Here is a 19,659-nt window from a genome sequence, read left to right as displayed (position 1 = left end):
CAAAGGAGGGATTACCCATGGATAATATGTTTAAATTAATGGGATGGTGGACTGGAATCTTTGCAATTTTATTTTACGTCGGCGACATGGTAGAAGTATCATTGCTGATGGTTGCCAATACCGGCTTGTTCGTTCTTCTTGGATACTTAAACATTTCTGAACGCATGTACATGTATATTTTTGCAGCCTACCTGACAGTCTTTTTCGTTGGCTTTACTTACTACTCTACGTTCATCCACATCCCAGGAGCAGGTCATTAATAGAACTTGAATGTGAACACAAAAAAACGGCCATCGCGGCCGTTTTTTTTACGTTTATATGCGCAAGAACGGATTGTGCTGGCGTTCTTGTTTAGGCGTTGTTTCCGGGCCATGCCCAGGAAACAGAAAAGTTTCTTCCGGCAAGGTCAATAAGGAATCGCGGATCGATTTTAACAATACCGACTCCGAGCCTTCCGTTAAATCAGTTCGTCCAATGCTCCCTGAAAATAACGTATCGCCAACAATCGCGAAACGGTCTTTCGCGAAATAGAAGCTCACACTGCCCGGTGAATGCCCAGGAGTATGGAATAGCTCCATTTGAAATGGACCGATTTCAAGTGTCTGTTCATCGGTGATCCATTCATCTGCATCTGCTACGCGATAATCTGGCAATGCTGCATATTTACCTGAGCCGTTCAAATTGGGGCGCCCGAGAAAATCACGTTCTTTATGATGTAAATAGACAGGAATTTTGTAAATCTCCCGCAATTCATCCACTGCCCTGATGTGATCGAAATGGGCATGTGTCAAAAGAATGGCAAGTGGTGTTAATTGCTTGCGCTTCAAGACTTCCTGGATTTTCCCCGCTTCCTCGCCGGGATCAAAAATGACGCATTGTTTGTCTTCTCCTGAAATGATATAACAATTCGTTTGCACAGGGCCGAGTTCTAGCCGATCAATTTTCAACATGTCTTTCACCTCATTAGCAGTATATCATGAACAGATTCTTTTGCTTGTTCAATAGAATGACATTTTTACGCCTCGACAAACTTGCAGAATTTCTTTACAATATAAAGAGTAGAAGACGGCACTGGCTGTTAAAGTTGAAGGGAGTGTCATAAGATGAGTTGGATTTTGATGGTTATTTTCGGCCTCACAGCAGTTCTTGCTGCAATCGGTACAGTTCAAACCCTAAGAAACAAAGAAGTGTTAGGATTTTTATTTAATTTTGGGACCTTTGTTATTTTCGGCGGTTTCACCGTTGCAACTCTCATTACACACGGTTACCCACCTGGCCTTCATTAAGAAAAGCGCCGACGCATCCATTGCGTCGGTTTTTTTATTGATCAAACAAAAAGGCTGCCAAACCGTTAGCGGTTTGGCAGCCTTTTTTCTTTATGGTTGTTCTTGTTCATCCAATGTTTTCAATTGGCCGTTTTCTTCTTCATAAAATCTCAGCAAATCGCCATTGATGATCGATTCGGAATACTGAAGCTCCTCTAAAGCACGCTCAGCATAAGGATCACATACACTTTGGTCCTCTACCGGTTCTCCCGTCTCGATATCGTAGCAAACATTCGCTGCATAGACATATTCATCAGTCACAAAGCGCCCATCGCGGAAAATAACAAATTCTTCGTGTTCTTCAGAGAATAAGTCTCCTCCGAATTGGATGTCATTTTCAGTTTCCATGCCCATCAAATGAAGGATGGTCGAACGCATGTCCACTTGGCCGCCAATTTCTTCGTCTACATGCCCTTCTTCATATCCAGGAATATGGACGAAGAAAGGAACTTTTTGCAATTGTGCCGATTCATAAGGCGTGATTTCCTTATCTAGGTACTGCGCCATCGCTTCGTTATGGTTATCGGAGATGCCGTAATGGTCACCGTACATGACGATGATGGAGTTTTCGTAAAGCCCTTGTTCTTTCAAGTCTTCAAACAAGGTCTTCACCGCTTCATCCAAATAACGTACGGTTTGGAAATAACGGTTCAAAGTACCTGAGTTGGAATCGTATTCGTCGATCATTTTATCCTCTTCATCCAATGTAAACGGATGGTGGTTAGTCAACGACAACAGGCGTGTATAGAAGGGTTGTTGCATCTCTGACATGTGGCCAACCGATTGTTCAAAGAACGGGATGTCCTTCATGCCCCAGTTGACTGCTTGTCCTTCTCCTACCGTGAAGCTTTGGATATCATAAAATTTGTCGATTTCAAGCGACTCGTACATCATATCGCGGTTCCAGAAGCTTTTCGTATTGGCATGCTGGACATTGGTTGCGTAGCCTTCATTGCCCATCTTTTCTGCCATCGAGTTAAAGGTATTGCCGCTATGAGTAAAGAATACGGCTCCTCCACTCAAGGGATACATGCCTGTTTCGAGCAAGAACTCTGAGTCGGACGTCTTGCCGAGTCCGGTTTGGTGATAAAAGTTCGGGAAATAGATCGTGTCTTCATCTTGTGTCAATTCGTTCATGAAAGGTGTAATGGTTTCGCCGTTCATTTCATTATTCAACACGAAAGTTTGCAACGACTCAAGTGTGACGACGATCAAATTGCGTCCTTCCGCAGCGCCGAACATTTCCTCAGATGGTTCTGCCTGGTTCGACCGGACGTAGTTGGTCACTTCCGTCAATTCCGAGCCGTCTGCAAGTGCACGTTGCGCTTGCGATTTCGACTGGATATAGACATCATACAAATGGTAATTGTACATTCCCAAGTTTTTGACGAGCATTTCGCGGTCGAAACTTCTCGTCAATAGCTGTGGGCGCTCCGCTTCGGCCAGGCCAAGGTTGAAGAACAGCACAGCTGCCGACAAAACAAAATAGGCTTTGCGATGTGACGCTGCCGACTTGGCTGCTGTTTGCTTTTCGTTGACAAAGCGCATTGCCAAGAGAATGATGATGATATCAGCGAAATAAACGATATCGGTCCAGAAAATACTCGCCGCGGCACTATTGCCAATGTCGCCGAAGTTATCTGTCTGGAATAATACAGGCAAGGTAATGAAATCCGTGAAGAAGCGGTAGAACGCCACATTCCCATATAAGATCACCGAAGTCAAAACGGCAATAACCATGATATAGCGGTTCCGCGCTTTTTTGCTCTTAAAGAAGAGCGCGCCTCCATAGGCGAATAATAATAAACTTAAGGGATTTAAGAACAGGATAAATTCCTGCAATGCATTGTCAATGGTAATGGAAAAGGCCGTTTTGTAGACGACGTATGTCGTCAGCCATGTCGCAATGACTGCGATGGCCAGGACCGAATGCTTAGGCCATTCTTTGTTTTTCATTGCCGCACATCCTCCTTATTATACCGGAGCGTTTGTCCGGTTCGTGCAGATTTCTATCTTAAGCAAATTGGAAATTCAATACCTTATAGTATAGAACAAATTCCCGCTCAGTGAAAGCAATTCCCCTTAATAGACGCACCAAAACGCTCCTGGTTTCATGATTTCCCCTTTTTCTCATATTCTGTGCGTTTCTGCCTCAAAATCATCAAGGCCGATGCGTATTCACGCGGCGTGATAAAATCGTGATCGTATAGGTCGCGAATGTCGGATTCCATCAAATCGAGATCCGAAATGAAATCCGCCGTGTAGATGATTGTTCCGTATCTTTTCAGCAACTGCATGACGTCGTAAAGTTCTTTCATGTTCTCACCGCCTTTGAGTCGATTGTTCTTTGTTCCGTGATAATGCCATCGACAGGGATGTCGTGGCTCTCGACCGGCAAATCGTCAGTCACTTGAAAATCAAATGCCAGTGAACAGGTTTTGCCACTAAATCCGCTCAAATACCGGTCGTAATAGCCCCCTCCAAAGCCAATTCGGTAGCCGCTTTCAGTAAAGACGACTCCGGGCACAATCAATAAATCGATGTTTGCGGGGCCGATCGCTTCGGTTTGGGCTTCGATAGGTTCTTGGAGATTCATGTATACAACTTCCAATTGATCGAGATGATCAAACAACCGAAAATCCATCGTCCGGTCTTTTGCAAAACATTTCGGGGCAGCCACTCTTTTTTTCAGTCGCCAACACGCTTCGATCAGTGGAATTGTATCAATTTCCGGCCAACGCGAAACGGTCACTCCGATGGTTTCAGCTTTTTGAAAATCGGGATCGTCCAACAGGTTCTCTAAAATCGCCGTCGACATACTAGCATGTTGTGATGTTGTGAGCTGCCCCATTCGGCCGATGACTGATTTTCTTAACATAGCTTTCTCCATTATGCATCTGCCCTTCCGTTGTTTTGTCATTCTTTTTATGTATGATTCCTATAATAAACTGCGCAGAACAAAAGAAAAAGCCAAAACCCCGAGAGGTTTTGGCAGTCAATTACTTACTTCGTTTCACGGTGTGTTGTCATTTTCTTTTCACGTGAGCAATATTTTTTCAATTCAAGACGCTCAGGGTTGTTGCGCTTATTTTTAACAGTGCTGTAGTTTCTTTCGCCACAGTCTGTGCAAGCTAGTGTAATGTTTACACGCATCGATATCCCTCCCAATTCTTTCAAAAATCCATTTCATTAATAAGCGTGATCTATACGACTTAATTATTATAGCATACCTTCAGTGAATGTCTACTGAAAAATGCCGCTTCCTGAGGATTTCCTCAAATAAAAAACCACAAGCTCAGCTGTGGTTTTTCTTCACTCATTTATTCAAATCGTAATGACGTCCACGCACAAGATAGAACAACTGCTCGGCAATATTGGTTGCATAATCCGCAGAACGTTCCATATAACGGGAGATAAATGCCAATTGGGTTACTTGGCTGAGCTGTTCCGGTACTTTGGCGCTGTGCTGGAACAATAACCGGATCACTTCGCCATACAAATCGTCGACTTCATCATCGAGGTCAGCGATTTCTTTGGCTTTTTCCACATCTTCTTCGATCAAGGCATCGATTCCTTGGCGCAGCATAGAAGTGGCGAGTTTATGCATATGCTGAATTTTATTGATCGGCTCAAGCAAATCCTGCTGGCCGATGCGAATCGTTTCTTTCGCGATGTTAACAGCATAATCCCCGACTCGCTCCATATCAGATGCGACTTTTATAGTGACGATCAAACGACGAAGATCCGTTGCAACCGGTGATTGCTTAGCAATCAAGAGAATGACCTGGTCGTTGAGCTCTTCTTCAAGACGATTGATATGAGTGTCATTATCGATTACTTGAAGCGCCTGATCGATGTCGTGGGCGACCAGTGCTTTCATGGATTTATCGAGTGCATCGATAGCCATAGTGCTCAATGTAATTAATTGTTCTTGTGCTGAATGTAGTTCATAGTCAAACTTTTCACGTACTGACATTAACTATTCCTCCCATTTTTCCAATTGTTACGGCCAGCAGGAATCGCTTCCCTACTGATTAAGCTTGTGCATCAGCCGAATCGGCCTGAAATGTAATCCTCTGTCCGTTTATCGGCAGGGGTGGAAAAAATGGCATCCGTGCGGTCATATTCAATGACTTCCCCATTCAAGAAGAAAGCAGTTTTATCAGAAATCCGTGCAGCTTGCTGCATATTATGCGTGACGATGATGATGCTATATTGTTCTTTCAATTCTTGCACCAATTCTTCAATCTTTAACGTTGAAATCGGGTCGAGGGCAGACGTCGGTTCATCCATCAAGATGACGTCCGGTTCGATCGCCAAAGTCCGCGCGATACAGATTCGCTGTTGCTGACCGCCCGAAATGCCATAGGCGTTTTCGTGCAAGCGATCTTTCACTTCGTCCCAAATGGCCGCGCCGCGCAAGCTTTTTTCGACGATTTCATCGAGAATTTTCTTATTTTTGATGCCGTGAATGCGTGGCCCGTAAGCGATATTATCGTAAATCGATTTTGGGAACGGGTTCGGCTTTTGGAACACCATGCCGACACGCGTGCGCAATTCTTCAACGCCATAGCTGGATTCGAAGATATTGCGGCCGCGGTATTGGATTTCTCCTGAGGTTTTCACAGAAGGCACCAATTCCACCATGCGGTTCAATGTTTTCAAATAGGTCGACTTCCCACAACCCGAAGGTCCGATAATGGCCGTGACTTCGTTTTCCCCAATTTCCAGATCAATGTTTTTCAAGGCGTGATTATTGCCATACCATAGATTCAATTGGCGCGTGCTGTAGACACTTTCCTTATCGACTTGTTCTGCTGAGACGGGTTGTACCGCATCGATTTTTGTTTTAATTGTTGCTGTGTTCATAATGAACTCCCCTTCCACATGACACTTTAATAGGATTTATCAAATTTATTGCGAATATAAACTGCTATTGAATTCATGAAAAGCAACACGACCATCAAGACGATGATTCCAGCAGCTGCAACCGTTTGGAACTCAGCTTGCGGGCGGCTTGACCAGTCATAGATTTGCATCGGCAAGGCCGTGAATGTGTCCATGACCCCTTCCGGCAAGAATTGGATGATAACCGGGATGCCGACGACGATCAGCGGGGCTGTTTCGCCGATTGCCCGAGACAAGGCCAAAATGCTGCCTGTCAGAATGCCAGGAATCGCAGCCGGCAAAATGATGCGCACAATCGTTTGCCATTTCGTTGCACCCATTCCGTAAGATGCATCGCGCAATTCTCTCGGTACCGAACGGATTGCTTCTTGTGCCGAGACGATAATGACTGGCAAAATGAGCAAACTCATCGTAAAGCCAGCAGCGAGTATGCTGTTGCCGAGTGCTAGTGCACGGACGAAGATTGTCAGCCCCAAAAGTCCGAAGACGACTGATGGAACCCCTGCCAAATTGGAAATATTCATTTGGATGAATGAAGTGATGCGCCCTTTTTTAGCATACTCCTCTAAATAAATGGCAGATCCTACACCGAGTAAAATCGATGTAGGGGCAACTACTGCCATTAGCCAAATTGATCCAACAAGCGCCGCTTTGATGCCCGCTTTTTCTGGGAAGCGAGAAGCGAAGTTCGTTAAAAATTCAAATGACAAATGCCCAGCGCCTTGACTAACAATGCGGTACAGCAAAATGACTAGCGCGAGTAGGGCGAGTGCTGTCGCGAACATGAAGAACCCTTGAAAAATCCGGTTGATGACCATTCGGCCGTTCATGCGCCGGACGACCTTTTCCTGTTCGATGTATCTCATCTTAATATTCCTCCCGGAAACGTTTTGACATATAGCCTGCCAGAATATTCATCGCCATCGTGAAGAGGAATAACGTAAACCCGACCGCATAGATGGAATAGTAAATGGTCGTCCCATAGCCGGCATCGCCTTTGGATACTTGCACGATATAGGCGGTCATCGTCTGGATCGACCCAGTGAAATCACCATCGAATTTCGGCGTCGAGCCGGCCGCAAGCGACACGATCATCGTTTCGCCGATTGCTCGGGACAAGCCAAGCACAACTGAGGCGATGATGCCGGATAATGCGGCAGGGACAGTGATTTTCCAAGCGACTTCAAACTTTGTCGAGCCCATGGCAAGCGCCCCGTCGCGAATGCTTTTTGGAACGGACGACATGGCGTCTTCAGACAGCGAAGCGATCATCGGGATAATCATGATACCGACAACAATTCCTGGAGAAATCGCGTTGAAGATCTTGATCTCCGGGAAAAAGCTTTGCAAGACCGGTGTCACGAATGTCAGGGCGAAAAATCCGTAGACGATGGTCGGGACTCCCGCCAGCACTTCAAGAACCGGCTTGACGATGCGCCGGACGTTGTCAGATGCATACTCGCTCAAATAAATGGCAGCTGAAATGCCGATTGGCACAGCCACGACAATCGCAATGCCGGTGATTTTTAATGTACCAACGATCAAAGGCCAAATGCCAAACTGCGCTCCGCTATTGGCGAACGGCAGCCATGTCGTACCAAGGATGAAATCGGCCAGAGGCACTCTTGTAAAGAATGTGACGGTTTCAATGATTAAGGTCAGGACAATCCCGATGGTTGTCAAAACCGATACAGAAGCGACTAAAAACAACAGGATCGGTATAAGTTTCTCAATAATTTTTTTGCTTTTCTTATCCTTCGACTTTGCGATCAGTTCTTGAACCGATGTCCGCATAATAGAATCCCCTTTCAACCGCAAAAGGCGAGCAGCAGCTGCTCACCCTAAGACTGAACTTGCAACTAGATTTATTTCAACGCTTTAAGGTCTGACAAGCCTTGCTCGTAATCCTCTACTGCTAGTGGTACATATCCGACAGCTTCAGCCATTTGACCAGCATTCTCTAACGTGAACTGCATGAAATCGTAAGCCGCTTCATCTTCAGCAATTTTCGCATTGTTGGCATATGTGAAGAGTGGTCGTGATAGTGGCGAATAGTCGCCAGATTCAATGGTTTCTGGGTTTGGTTCAACACCATCAATCGTTACAACTTTCAACGTGTCTTGGTTTGCGATGTAGTATGCATATCCGAAGAATCCGATTGCATTCGGATCTCCTTGGATTCCTTGCACGAGTGTGTTGTCGTCTTCAGACAATGTCGCCGATTCGACGATGTCTTCCTCTTCTAGGATGACTTCATTGAAATAATCGTAAGTACCAGATGCCGTACCTGGTGCATAAAAGACAACTTCTTCATCCGGCCATTCCGGGTTGATGTCAGACCACATTTTGTTGCTGCCATCTTCTACCCATAGTTCTTTTAAGTCTTCGACCGTCAAGTCTTCCACCCAGTCATTTTCCTGATTGACGACGACGGATAGCCCATCATAAGCAAGAAGGAATTCTGAGTATTCGATGCCGGCTTCTTCTAGAGCAGCCGCTTCTTCATCTTTAATCGGTCTAGAGGCATTTGAGAAAGCTGTTTCGCCTTGGATGAATTTTTCAAATCCGCCTCCTGTACCGGACACGCCAACGGTTACTTGGACTTCCGGTTGAACTGCTGCGTATTCTTCGACAATCCCCTCTAGGATTGGGGCTACTGTTGAAGAACCATCACCAGCGACCGAACCTTCTACTACTGCTTCGTCTGAAGAAGAATCAGCCGTTTCGCTGCCTGTTGCAGTTTCTTCCGTGCTGCCGCATGCTCCAAGTACGAATGCCGTTCCAAGAATTGTTGATGCCATAGCGAACTTCCAGTTTCTCATTTTAATGTTTCCCCCTAATATGGTTTGTTGTTTACAAGACCAACTATACGGTTTTATTGTTGAGGACATATGAAGCCATTGTTAAGAAATTGTAAACGACGAAAGTCTGATTGAAAACGGCAAAAAACCGCCCGGCCAGTGTCCACATCGGGACTTTGGTCGGGCGGTTTGTTCTAACTATCGTTTTAATCCAGACGCGTACCGCTAAAAGGCGGCTTGATTTCATTGGCTTCGTCTTCGCTGCGCTGTTCTTTCAACTCGAAATACTTATCAGCTGCCGCACGGGCAATTTCGTTATTCGTTCTCGGCACTTTGGTCGGATCAGTCGTCACATATGGAATAACAACCGCATATGCGATTTCCGGGTCTTCATAAGGAGCAAAACCGACGTGTGCGATGTTGACATTCAAGGTGTTGTGTAATTCATGACCGCGCTCGAAGAAGTACGCTTCCGCTGTCCCGGTCTTGCCAGCTGCGGTGTATGGCGTGTCGCTGAACTGGGCGCGCGCTGAACCGGAGCTGCCGATATAAACATTACGCATGCCTTCTTTGACACGGTCGATTTCTTCTTGTGTATTATTGATGCGGTTCATGATTTTCGGCTCGATGATGGTTTCGATCGGGCCGAGCGTCTCGCCGTCTGGTGATGCTTGGCGAATTTCCTTGACGACATGCGGCTGCATGCGATAGCCGTCGTTTGCGATAGTAGAAATATATTGGGCGAGTTGCATCGGTGTATACGTATCAAACTGGCCGATCGCAAGGTCCAATAGTTTCGGACCAGGAAATGTGCCACCAGGATAGCCAGTGCCTTCGTTCGGCAAATCGATGCCAGTTTCTGCTCCTAAACCAAATTGTGCAAAAGAATTACGCATCAAGTTAAAACTTTCAGGAGCCACGCTTAACGGGCTGTTGTATTGATATTGTCGATTTGCGATTTCCAACGCAATTTTGAACATATAGACGTTGGACGAGCGTTCAATCGCCATTAAATCATTCAATGGAATGCGGTTGAATGGAGTTGTGTTGAAAATCGAATTTTTCTGTTTCGTCCCGGCGAACTTTAACGGTTCGTCGATTTGCACTTCTCCCATTTCCACTGCATCTTGAGCATATCCCGTCAGCAGGGTCGCACCCTTGACGGTTGATCCCATTTCATGGGCCGCTGTGAACGTGCCGAACGCATAATCGCTCACGATGCGCTTGCCGTCTTCATCTTCGCCGACGCGCTTGCCGACCATAGACAGCACTTCCCCGTTGCGCGGATCCATCATGACCAAATAAGCGTCTTTGACCAATTGTGAATTCGGCCCTGCTTTTAATGCCAGTAATTTTTCTTCAACAATTTGTTCCAGTTCGTATTGCAGTTCACTGTCGATCGTCAAAACTAAATCTTTGCCGGGTTCGCCTTCGTCTACCGTTTCCGTTTCAATAACGCGGCCGCGGCCATCCGTGACGTTTTTGACGATCGATTTCTGCCCTTGTAGCACATCTTCATACTGCTGCTCCAAAAAGCTCGTTCCCACGCGGTCATTGCGCGAATAATCCCGGCTTAAATAATAATCAAGACGGTTGGCCGGGATCCCTTGGTCAGGCGTCGTCGTGCTGCCGAGAATCGTCAAATCGGTCATTTTTACACGTTTCCAATCAGTAATGGTGTTGACGCCTTCTAGTTTAGGGTCCGTCAAACGCTCTGAAACCACTGCGAACTCTTCGTCGGTTACACCTTCGCCTTTGATGATCTGGGGCGATAAGGCGTAGCCTGAAGACATTTCGCGATAGATCGCGAGGACCTCGAGTTGTTCATCTGTCAGACTGTCGAGTTCTTCATCGGTGATTTTCTCCCGAATCAAGGCATCGAGTTTTTGCTGCTTTTCTTTTTGCGTGGCATCTTCTGCTTCAATCGCCGCGCGTTCTTCAGCTGTAACTTTTTCAGTTGCGCTTTCTGTATTTAATTGTATGTAAAAGTCTTGCTTATCGCGCAAAGTGACTTTTTTCGTATCTTTCTCGATTAACTTGGCTAGCTCTTTAGCTACTTCCATCATTTCACTGCTCTTAGTTGTCTGCATCTTTGTGTAAGTGATGCTATTGACAGGTTCGTTATCCACCTGCAGGCGACCGGCGGAATCAAAAATACGTCCACGCGGAACACTCGTGTTGACTGCTACTTCTTCGGTTCTGGCAATTGCGCGGGCGTAATCCTCGCCTTTGACAATCTGCAAATACCCTAAACGCAGGATGAGCATGGAAAACAGCAGAAAAATAGCAAAAAATAGAATGTTCATCCGAAAGGTCGTATTGGACTGGAGTTTTGACTTTGCCAGTGACACACGCCTTTTTTGAGGGGTTTTCATGAGCGCGTAGCTCCTTTCAAAAAAATATCCAGTTGTTAGTATAGCATGGACATAAAAAAACACACACTTTTTCAGACGAAAAAGTGTGTGTCCGGGTTTCAATATTTAACAATTATTTAGCAGCTTCAAAGCGCTTGGATACTTCGTCCCAGTTGACAACGTTCCAGAATGCTGCCAAGTAATCCGGACGGCGGTTCTGGTATTTCAAGTAGTAAGCGTGTTCCCAAACGTCTACTCCAAGAATTGGCGTTTTGCCTTCTGATAGTGGAGAGTCTTGGTTTGGTGTTGATGTAACTTCCAATTCGCCGTTAGAAACGACTAGCCAAGCCCACCCAGAACCAAAACGTGTTTTGCCTGCAGCTTCGAATTTTTCTTTGAACTCGTCAAAGCTTCCGAATTTGCTGTTGATTGCGTCTGCTACTGCGCCAGTTGGCTGTCCTCCGCCGTTTGGAGAAAGAAGCTGCCAGAATAGCGAGTGGTTTGCATGTCCGCCGCCATTGTTGCGGACAGCTGTGCGGATGTTTTCCGGCACGGCGTTCAAGTCAGAAACCAATTCTTCGATTGATTTTGAAGAAAGATCGTCATGACCTTCCAAGGCCGCATTTACGTTCGTTACGTACGTGTTATGGTGTTTCGTGTGGTGGATGTTCATCGTTTCTTTGTCGATGTGCGGTTCTAGCGCATCGTACGCGTAAGGTAGTTCCGGTAATTCGTATGCCATGATTAAATTCCTCCTTGAGTCTATTGTTCTACTTTATTAGCGTATCAAAATTTTCAGACCGACACAAACATAAAGCATATAGACCTGCCTTTTTCAGACCTTAGTCGGAGAAGGCCATCAAATGACCCAGAAAAACAAGCCGACCATTACCGCCTGGATAATGCCTTTGGTCAATGCAGAAGTGATAAAGCCGACTACTGAACCGATTCCAGAACGGATTGATTTTTTGATCGATGATCTATTGACGATAATTTCTGCCAGTATGGCGCCGAGAAAGGGGCCAATAAGAATGCCGGCAAACGGGATAATGAATGGGCCGGCGATCAAGCCTGCAGTGCTGCCCCATAAACCTGCTTTTGAACCGCCGAATCTCTTGATGCCGATTGCGTTGGCCAAGAAATCTGCACCAAACAACAAGACAACAAATAAGATTTCAATCAGCCAGAACCACCAAGGCAAATCAGCAAAGCTGAAAAACAGGCCATAAATGATGAATCCGCCAAAAATGAATAGCGACGCCGGGATGACCGGATAAACCAAGCCGATGAAACCAATGGCAAAAAACACAAGCACAAAAATCCAGCCGACAATTTCAAGCATCACGAGCCCTCCTTTACGATATAAAAACTCCCTTTCATCGTGCCCTACATTTCAATAAATGTAAAGGATGAAAGGGAGTGTGGATCATGTACGGTTGCCGAGGATGGCTTCCGCGATATTAACAGAGTGATCGCCGATGCGCTCCAAGTTGCTAACGATATCGACGAAAACAATTCCCGCTTGCGCGGAACATGCGCCTTCGTTCAGGCGAAGGATGTGTTTCTTACGGAATTTACGTTCCATTTTGTCGATCAAGTCTTCCTGCTCTGCCACTTCACGCGCAAGTTCATGGCTTGTCGTGTCGAGTGCATCAAGTGATTTAGAAACAGTAGCAATGGTTAAAGTAAACATTTCATCTAAGTCTTCCATCGCTTCCGCTGTCAATTTCACTTTGTTGGCTTCCTGGTAATCGATCAATTCGATGATGTTCTCGAAATGATCGCCGATCCGTTCGATATCACGGACCGTCTCCATCAGCATCGTGTGGCGAGTAGAATCTGCTGCTGAAATCGACTCTGCGGAAATGAGCACCAGGTAATCGGTAATTTTGCCATCCAGGTTATTGATGGCATCTTCCAATTGATAGCCCATTTCAGCATTTTTCTTGCTTTTCGTTTTCAAATATTCATACGTTTCTTCAAGACCTTGCACAGAATATTTACCCATGCGCAATACTTCTTCTTTAGCTTGTCCAAGAGCGATCGATGGCGATTGCTCGATAAAGTTCAAGTCCAAATGCTTCGGCTTGAATTCGATCAACACTTCATCCCCTGGAATCACTTTTGTCACAAGATATGCCCAAGCACCGATCAATGGGAATTGAATCATGGTGTTTACAATATTAAATGTCCCGTGAGCGAATGCGATTTGCATTTTCGCCTCTAAGTTCAAAACACCTGTAATCCATTCGACATATGCTGTAAATGGCACGAGCAAGATCAGGAAGATAATCGAGCCGATGACATTGAACAGGACGTGGACAGCTGCTGCACGACGCGCGGCAATGGAAGTACCTAGTGCTGCGAGCACAGCCGTCACGGTTGTTCCGATATTGTCACCGAATAGAACCGGCAATGCGGCATCAAGTGTAACCAAGTTCTCTGCATAGAGACCTTGGAGAATAGCGATCGTCCCGCTGGAGCTTTGGACGATGAAAGTGAAAATCGTTCCCGCTGCAACGCCGAGAATCGGGAATTCACTCAAGTTGACGGTCATGTCGATGAAGGCCGGCAATTCACGCAACGGTTTCATCGCCCCACTCATCGTTTCCATCCCGAAGAACAATCCACCAAAACCAAAAATGACTTGCCCGATATTTTGAATTTGGTTTTTCTTGATGAAGAAAATCAAGAACGCCCCAACCGCCATGATTGGCAAGGCAAATTCACCAACGTCTAAGCCGATGATGAAGGCTGTTACCGTCGTCCCGATGTTCGCCCCCATGATAACGCCGATTGCTTGTCGGAGCGTCATGAAGCCGGCACTAACGAGGCCGACAACGATAACGGTCGTCCCTGAACTTGATTGAATCAGAATCGTTACTACGATACCGACCAAGACACCCATAAATGGATTGGTCGTAAAACGATCCAAGATGTCCCGTAGTTTATCGCCTGCAGCTTTCTGCAAGGCATCGCCCATATACTTGATTGAGAATAGGAAAATACCGAGTCCCCCGAAGAAGGAAAACAGCAATTCCTGCCAATTCATTTCCACGATTCACATTCAACTCCTAAATATAACGTAATGACACCTCACCTATTATGAAGACTTCGCTAAGTAAATGTAAATACCTTTATTGAAAATTTACAAACCCGTAACATAAGCCCCCTACAATCCCCATTTTACGTGATAATATTACAGTACAAACGGAAAGGAAGATCATTGTGAATCTGTACCAATTATTCAAAGCCAGTTTTATGGAACCGAAAAAACGGGCGGCTGTCCGAATTATGCCGATCGGCCGTATTCTCAAGTTCGTGTTTCTGTTCATCACCTTGCTGTCGGCCCTGTCGTTCGTGGAATTTCAACTTGGCATCGGCTCAAGCTCCTCGGAACTTGAAGGTTTGCTGCAGTTCATTGAAGAGATTGACTGGCTGCTGTACCCATTTGCACTTGTATTTCTCTTTGTCTCGACAACGCTTTATCATTTTATCAAAATCAGCGTATTTGCGGCTTTCGGCTATGGATTCCTCGCCTTACTTAAGCGTCGCGGCGAATACCGGCATATGTGGCGCACGGCGGCACTCGCCGTGACCGTCCCGACAATCGCCGCGTATGTGGCGAGCTTCTGGGTCAATAGCCTATGGATATCCTTCATCACTAGTTTGTGGACGCTGTTTCTTCTATATAGTGCAGCGCGATTTTACCCGAAAGCCCCGCCAGCCAAAAAAACACGCTAATATTGCATGGCTGTAAAGAATCCGCTCGGTACAGCCGTCTTTCTTGTCTTTTCAAACGAGACACTGCTAAAATGGCTATAGGCAAGAGAAATAGACCTGCACGGGAATTTCGTGCCAAGGTAAGCTGAGTAACCGTCCGGATTACCGGAAACTCACAAAAAGGAGAGATTTTTAACATGAGTGAAATGACTCACCGTTCAAAAACACGCCCCGTCAAAGTCGGCGATATAACGATTGGCGGAAGCAATGAACTATTCATACAAAGTATGGCGACAACAAAAACGCACGACGTAGAAGCAACGGTTGCGGAGATTCTCCGCCTCGAAGAAGCCGGATGCCAAGTTGTCCGTGTCGCTTGCCCCGATGAGCGTGCTGCGTATGCCATCGGCGAAATCAAGAAGCAAATCAACATCCCGCTCGTCGTCGATATCCATTTTGACTACAAGCTGGCCTTGATCGCCATCGAGCAAGGCGCTGACAAAATCCGCATCAACCCGGGCAATATCGGCCGCCGCGAAAAAGTGGAAGCGGTCGTCAATGCTGCGAAAGCGAAAGGCATCCCGATCCGTATCGGCGTTAACGCCGGTTCACTCGAACGCAAAATCCTCGAGAAATACGGTTATCCGACAGCGGATGGCATGGTCGAATCGGCCTTGCACCATATTAAGATCTTGGAAGACCTCGATTTCCACGACATCATCGTTTCGCTAAAAGCATCCGATGTTAGCTTGGCTGTTGAAGCATATGAAAAAGCTTCGAAAGCATTCGACTACCCGCTTCACCTCGGCATCACGGAATCCGGTACTTTGTTCTCCGGCACTGTGAAAAGTTCTGCTGGGCTCGGGGCATTGCTCGCCAAAGGCATCGGCAACACATTGCGCGTTTCTTTGAGTGCAGACCCTGTCGAAGAAGTCAAAGTGGCTCGTGAACTATTGAAAGTGTTCGGCTTGTCATCAAACGCAGCTACACTTATCTCATGCCCGACTTGCGGACGCATCGAGATCGACTTGATTTCCATCGCGAACGAAGTGGAAGAGTACATCTCCCACATCAAAGCACCGCTTAAAGTCGCGGTACTCGGCTGTGCCGTCAACGGCCCGGGTGAAGCACGCGAAGCCGATATCGGCATCGCCGGCGCACGCGGTGAAGGCCTGCTGTTCATGCACGGGAAAACAGTCCGTAAAGTGCCTGAAGAAACAATGGTCGAGGAATTGAAGATCGAGATCGATAAATTGGCGGAAGAATACTTCGCCAAGCAAGCCGAAGAGAAAAAGCAAAAAGAATTGGAACAACAACAAGCATAAGGTTGTGATCATATGTACCGATTTGGCATTGATATCGATGGCACCGTCACCTGCCCCACTTCATTGATCCCCCATATCAATGAAGCATTCGGCAGCGAACTGACCATCGAAGATATCCGGGAATACGACCTGACGGCTGCCTTGCCGCAGCTCGATAAAAAAGAGTTCTATTCCTGGTTCAAAAAACACGAACCAAAAATTTATGCATCTTCCCCTATTTCGAAAGATGCCAAGCAAATTATTAACAATTGGAAAGACCAATACGAACTATATTTCATCTCTGCTCGTGGAGACAATGTTCGAAATGTCACATTCGATTGGTTTGAAGAGCATGCCATTGCTTATGACCATATTGAGTTAATCGGCACGCACAAGAAGATCAGTACCGCCAAAGCTCATCAAGTCGATTTGTTTTTTGAAGACAAACACGACAACGCGGTAGAGATTTCCGAGGAATTGGATATCCCAGTCATCTTGTTCGACACCCCTTACAATCGTGAGCCGGTGCCGAATAAGGTAGTCCGCGTCTATGATTGGCTCGAAGCCGAACAATGGGTGAAAAAAGAGTTCGGTGTTCAACAGGAAGTGCTTAAAGGATAAACGAAGAGCGCAAGTTAGACTTGCGCTCTTTTTCTATGGAACTTTATCTCCAAAGCCCGAAAAGGAGCTGACAGCATTAGCTGTCAGCTCCTTAGTTTGTCGAGAAAGATAAAAAGTCGTATTTTCCGAAGCTTATCGCTCGCTTTCCGTGGGCTCGCGCCCAAGCCTCCTCAGTCGCTCTGCGCCTTGCGGGGTCTCGGTCGTCTCGCTGATCCACAGGAGTCGAGCGAACGCTTCTCCAAATACTTAGAGAGTTCGTTGATTTTTTATTGTGGAATAGTCTTCCACTCTTTTCATTAATAGAGGATAATGGACTTCTTCAACACTCTGAGGAGCTGACAGCATTAGCTGTCAGCTCCTTTTTATTCGTGCAGTTTATTTACACTCCGGGCATTTCCCGTAGATTTCGAATTTATGGTTGTCTATCTCATAGGCCGGCAATGCCGCACCCAATAAATCCATAGGGCATAGTGGAATTTCTTTGATTTTGCCGCAGTCCATGCAGATAAAATGATGGTGGTGATGATCGCTTTCGCAATGCATGCGGAAATGCTTTTCACCAGACAACTCGGTCGCTTCTAAAATATCGAGCGAGACAAACGTTGCCAAATTACGGTAGACCGTGTCATAGCTCATGCTCGGATAGTCTTTTTGCATGACATCTAAAATATCGCGAGCCGTTAAATAGCGTTCGTCACCCTCAAAAATTTCCAAAATCTGATTGCGTTTTGTCGTTTCTTTAAAACCGTTTTCTTTCAGGATGCCCCACGCTTTATTTAAGTTCATGCGGCTGCCCCCCTTTTCTTAGATAACGAGATTTTCCGATAAGCCAGAATGACCAGCAAAATGGCTATGGACGTGACAACAATCGTACCGCCTGGTGCCAGATCGAAGTAAAAAGCAGCCACCAGACCGGCGAGGACCGATATTTCGCCGAATAAAATCGATAGCCAAATCGTTTGCTTGAAACTTTTGGCGACGCGCATGGCCGTCGCTACTGGAATGGTCATCAAGGATGACACCAATAGGATACCGACGATGCGCATCGACCCGGCAATGACTAAGGCGGTAACGATCATAAATAAAAAATGAATCCATTTTGCCGGCAAGCCGGATGCCCGCGCGTATTCGTCGTCAAAGGACAAGACGAATAGTTCCTTAAAGAAAATGCGGATAAATGCCAGCACGATAACAGCAATCCCCGCGACGATATAGAGATCCTGTCGGCTAACGGCTGACACTGTGCCAAACAAATAACCGAACAAATCACTAGAAAACCCTTCCGCAAGGGAAATGAAAATGGCACCAAAGCCAATCCCTGCAGACAAGATGATCGGGATGGCCAGTTCCTCGTAATGTTTATAGACGCTGCGCAGCCGCTCGATGAGCATCGACCCCAATACCGATGAGGCGATTCCGAGGTAAAGCGGATTCAATAGCGCCAAGGCCCCGACACTTTGGCTTAAATACAGGCTTCCGGCAATGCCGGCAAGCGTCACGTGGCTAAGGGCATCGGCGATCAGCGACAGCCTTCGAACGACGATAAAGACACCGAGCAATGGGGCAATAACGCCGATGATCAAGCCGGATGCAAATGCGTTTTGTAGAAATTCATAGGACAAGATGGCTTCAAGCATGCGTATGGCTTCCTTCCGTATGATGGATTTTCCGAACGGAATGGCCATACCAAGCTTCGCGCTTCTCGTCGCTCATCATATGCAATTGGTCTTTGAAGCCGTGGAAATGGATGGTCTGGTTCAAGCACGCCACATGCGAAATGCGGTCGGTCACTGTATCGACATCATGCGTTACCAGAACAAGCGTGATATTGCGCTCGCGGTTTAGCGCTGCGAGCATATCGTAGAATGCTTGAACGTTTTGGACATCGATGCCGACAGTCGGCTCATCAAGAATGAGCACTTTCGGCTTAGCAACAAGTGCCCGGGCGATAAAGATCCGCTGCTGCTGGCCCCCAGAAAGTTCGCTAATGCTGCGGTGCTTGAACGATTTCATGCCAACCGCATCAAGCGCTTCTTCGACTTGCTCCAAAGTGTTTTTCGGCAGTTTATGGAACAACCCGGCTTTTTTAGCGAGCCCCCCTGCTACCACTTCTTGGACAGTAGCCGGAAAAGCAGAGTTAAACGAATTCGATTTCTGTGACACATAGCCGATCCATTCGCGGTGTTTGAATTTTTTAGAGTCAATACCAAACAATTCCACGCTACCTTCGGATGGTTGGATGAGCCCGAGCATAATTTTCAATAAAGTCGATTTTCCCGATCCATTAGGGCCGAGTATTGCTAGAAAATCGCCTTCTTCTACGACCATCGAAATGTGGTCCAGTGCTGTTGTTTGTTCATATTCATAGCTGACTTCTTTAATGTTGATCAATGGCGCTGCCATAGAGACGCCCCTTTTCCAATAATAATGATTACGATTTACTTTAAAAGTATAGTGCAGTTGGACGCTCCTGTAAACCGTTTGGGCTTTAAATAAAGCTTGTTTAGAGTTGGAATAGGAAAATTGTAAATCGTAAAGGCCCCTCCACTAATTCTTTTCCTAGCGGAGTCTGCCAATACAAAAGGCTGTTTGAAATGCCTTATTTCATGGCATTTCAAAACAG

The 19,659-nt window shown here is 46.3% G+C and carries 22 protein-coding genes; 5 read left to right on the top strand and 17 right to left on the bottom strand.

The window, feature by feature from the left end:
• The first annotated feature begins 17 nt into the window (after window positions 1–17).
• On the top strand, window positions 18–260 hold the full coding sequence (locus tag BBI11_RS07595; protein WP_068462036.1) for a DUF2626 domain-containing protein: 243 nt from the start codon (window positions 18–20) through the stop codon (window positions 258–260).
• A gap of 54 nt (window positions 261–314) precedes the next feature.
• On the opposite strand, the gene BBI11_RS07590 is transcribed toward BBI11_RS07595, so the two are convergent.
• The gene (locus BBI11_RS07590) at window positions 315–950 is read right to left on the bottom strand and encodes an MBL fold metallo-hydrolase (protein WP_068462034.1); all 636 of its coding nucleotides are present in this window, start codon (window positions 948–950) and stop codon (window positions 315–317) included.
• A gap of 153 nt (window positions 951–1,103) precedes the next feature.
• Between BBI11_RS07590 and BBI11_RS07585 the strand changes: the two genes are divergently transcribed.
• Window positions 1,104–1,286, top strand: coding sequence for a DUF2759 domain-containing protein (locus tag BBI11_RS07585; RefSeq protein WP_058380897.1), 183 nt, complete (start codon window positions 1,104–1,106; stop codon window positions 1,284–1,286).
• Between the two features lie 90 nt (window positions 1,287–1,376).
• On the opposite strand, the gene BBI11_RS07580 is transcribed toward BBI11_RS07585, so the two are convergent.
• From BBI11_RS07580 to BBI11_RS07525, 13 genes are all read right to left on the bottom strand, one after another.
• Window positions 1,377–3,281 carry an LTA synthase family protein gene (locus BBI11_RS07580; protein ID WP_068462032.1) on the bottom strand — a complete coding sequence of 635 codons (1,905 nt, stop codon included), beginning with the start codon at window positions 3,279–3,281 and terminating at the stop codon, window positions 1,377–1,379.
• Between the two features lie 155 nt (window positions 3,282–3,436).
• Complete coding sequence (locus BBI11_RS07575) at window positions 3,437–3,643, bottom strand: YqgQ family protein (RefSeq protein ID WP_068462030.1); 207 nt, start codon at window positions 3,641–3,643, stop codon at window positions 3,437–3,439.
• The gene (locus BBI11_RS07570) at window positions 3,640–4,203 is read right to left on the bottom strand and encodes a 5-formyltetrahydrofolate cyclo-ligase (RefSeq protein ID WP_237150330.1); all 564 of its coding nucleotides are present in this window, start codon (window positions 4,201–4,203) and stop codon (window positions 3,640–3,642) included. The genes BBI11_RS07575 and BBI11_RS07570 overlap by 4 nt, the downstream gene beginning before the upstream one ends.
• Window positions 4,204–4,328: 125 nt before the next feature.
• The gene (gene rpmG, locus BBI11_RS16240) at window positions 4,329–4,478 is read right to left on the bottom strand and encodes a 50S ribosomal protein L33 (RefSeq protein WP_082799233.1); all 150 of its coding nucleotides are present in this window, start codon (window positions 4,476–4,478) and stop codon (window positions 4,329–4,331) included.
• Window positions 4,479–4,641: 163 nt separating this feature from the next.
• The gene (phoU, locus tag BBI11_RS07565) at window positions 4,642–5,301 is read right to left on the bottom strand and encodes a phosphate signaling complex protein PhoU (protein ID WP_068462026.1); all 660 of its coding nucleotides are present in this window, start codon (window positions 5,299–5,301) and stop codon (window positions 4,642–4,644) included.
• Between the two features lie 71 nt (window positions 5,302–5,372).
• Window positions 5,373–6,194, bottom strand: coding sequence for a phosphate ABC transporter ATP-binding protein PstB (gene pstB / locus BBI11_RS07560; RefSeq protein WP_068462024.1), 822 nt, complete (start codon window positions 6,192–6,194; stop codon window positions 5,373–5,375).
• Window positions 6,195–6,220: 26 nt separating this feature from the next.
• Window positions 6,221–7,099, bottom strand: a complete 879-nt coding sequence (gene pstA, locus BBI11_RS07555; RefSeq protein ID WP_068462022.1) for a phosphate ABC transporter permease PstA — start codon at window positions 7,097–7,099, stop codon at window positions 6,221–6,223.
• 1 nt (window position 7,100) lies between these two features.
• Window positions 7,101–8,027 (bottom strand): phosphate ABC transporter permease subunit PstC, encoded by a 927-nt coding sequence (gene pstC, locus BBI11_RS07550; RefSeq protein WP_068462020.1) that lies wholly within the window; start codon window positions 8,025–8,027, stop codon window positions 7,101–7,103.
• A gap of 71 nt (window positions 8,028–8,098) precedes the next feature.
• Window positions 8,099–9,055, bottom strand: coding sequence for a PstS family phosphate ABC transporter substrate-binding protein (locus BBI11_RS07545; RefSeq protein ID WP_068462018.1), 957 nt, complete (start codon window positions 9,053–9,055; stop codon window positions 8,099–8,101).
• A 185-nt stretch (window positions 9,056–9,240) separates the two neighbouring features.
• Entirely contained in the window at window positions 9,241–11,409 is a 2,169-nt protein-coding gene (locus tag BBI11_RS07540) for a penicillin-binding transpeptidase domain-containing protein (protein ID WP_068462016.1), read from the bottom strand.
• A gap of 112 nt (window positions 11,410–11,521) precedes the next feature.
• Window positions 11,522–12,130 carry a superoxide dismutase SodA gene (sodA, locus tag BBI11_RS07535; RefSeq protein WP_068462014.1) on the bottom strand — a complete coding sequence of 203 codons (609 nt, stop codon included), beginning with the start codon at window positions 12,128–12,130 and terminating at the stop codon, window positions 11,522–11,524.
• 117 nt (window positions 12,131–12,247) lie between these two features.
• Window positions 12,248–12,730, bottom strand: a complete 483-nt coding sequence (locus BBI11_RS07530) for a DUF456 domain-containing protein (RefSeq protein ID WP_068462013.1) — start codon at window positions 12,728–12,730, stop codon at window positions 12,248–12,250.
• An 84-nt stretch (window positions 12,731–12,814) separates the two neighbouring features.
• Window positions 12,815–14,446 (bottom strand): Na/Pi cotransporter family protein, encoded by a 1,632-nt coding sequence (locus tag BBI11_RS07525; RefSeq protein WP_068462011.1) that lies wholly within the window; start codon window positions 14,444–14,446, stop codon window positions 12,815–12,817.
• 170 nt (window positions 14,447–14,616) lie between these two features.
• Between BBI11_RS07525 and BBI11_RS07520 the strand changes: the two genes are divergently transcribed.
• The 3 genes from BBI11_RS07520 (at window position 14,617) to BBI11_RS07510 (ending at window position 17,036) form a co-directional block, all read left to right on the top strand.
• Window positions 14,617–15,132 (top strand): DUF1189 family protein, encoded by a 516-nt coding sequence (locus BBI11_RS07520; protein WP_083389030.1) that lies wholly within the window; start codon window positions 14,617–14,619, stop codon window positions 15,130–15,132.
• A 185-nt stretch (window positions 15,133–15,317) separates the two neighbouring features.
• Window positions 15,318–16,436, top strand: coding sequence for a flavodoxin-dependent (E)-4-hydroxy-3-methylbut-2-enyl-diphosphate synthase (ispG, locus tag BBI11_RS07515; protein WP_171900920.1), 1,119 nt, complete (start codon window positions 15,318–15,320; stop codon window positions 16,434–16,436).
• A gap of 12 nt (window positions 16,437–16,448) precedes the next feature.
• Complete coding sequence (locus BBI11_RS07510) at window positions 16,449–17,036, top strand: hypothetical protein (RefSeq protein WP_068462007.1); 588 nt, start codon at window positions 16,449–16,451, stop codon at window positions 17,034–17,036.
• Between the two features lie 375 nt (window positions 17,037–17,411).
• On the opposite strand, the gene BBI11_RS07505 is transcribed toward BBI11_RS07510, so the two are convergent.
• From BBI11_RS07505 to BBI11_RS07495, 3 genes are read right to left on the bottom strand one after another with little or no spacing between them, the layout of a single operon-like run.
• The gene (locus tag BBI11_RS07505) at window positions 17,412–17,822 is read right to left on the bottom strand and encodes a Fur family transcriptional regulator (protein WP_068462005.1); all 411 of its coding nucleotides are present in this window, start codon (window positions 17,820–17,822) and stop codon (window positions 17,412–17,414) included.
• Window positions 17,819–18,673: a metal ABC transporter permease gene (locus BBI11_RS07500; RefSeq protein WP_068462003.1), complete on the bottom strand. Its 855-nt coding sequence runs from the start codon at window positions 18,671–18,673 to the stop codon at window positions 17,819–17,821. Before BBI11_RS07500 ends, BBI11_RS07505 begins: the two co-directional genes overlap by 4 nt.
• Entirely contained in the window at window positions 18,666–19,439 is a 774-nt protein-coding gene (locus tag BBI11_RS07495) for a metal ABC transporter ATP-binding protein (protein ID WP_068462001.1), read from the bottom strand. The genes BBI11_RS07500 and BBI11_RS07495 overlap by 8 nt, the downstream gene beginning before the upstream one ends.
• Between the last annotated feature and the right edge of the window lie 220 nt (window positions 19,440–19,659).

Origin of the sequence: Planococcus maritimus (genome assembly GCF_001687625.2) — a bacterium.
Lineage (GTDB): Bacteria > Bacillota > Bacilli > Bacillales_A > Planococcaceae > Planococcus > Planococcus maritimus.
This window is presented reverse-complemented; position numbering and strand designations above follow the sequence as displayed.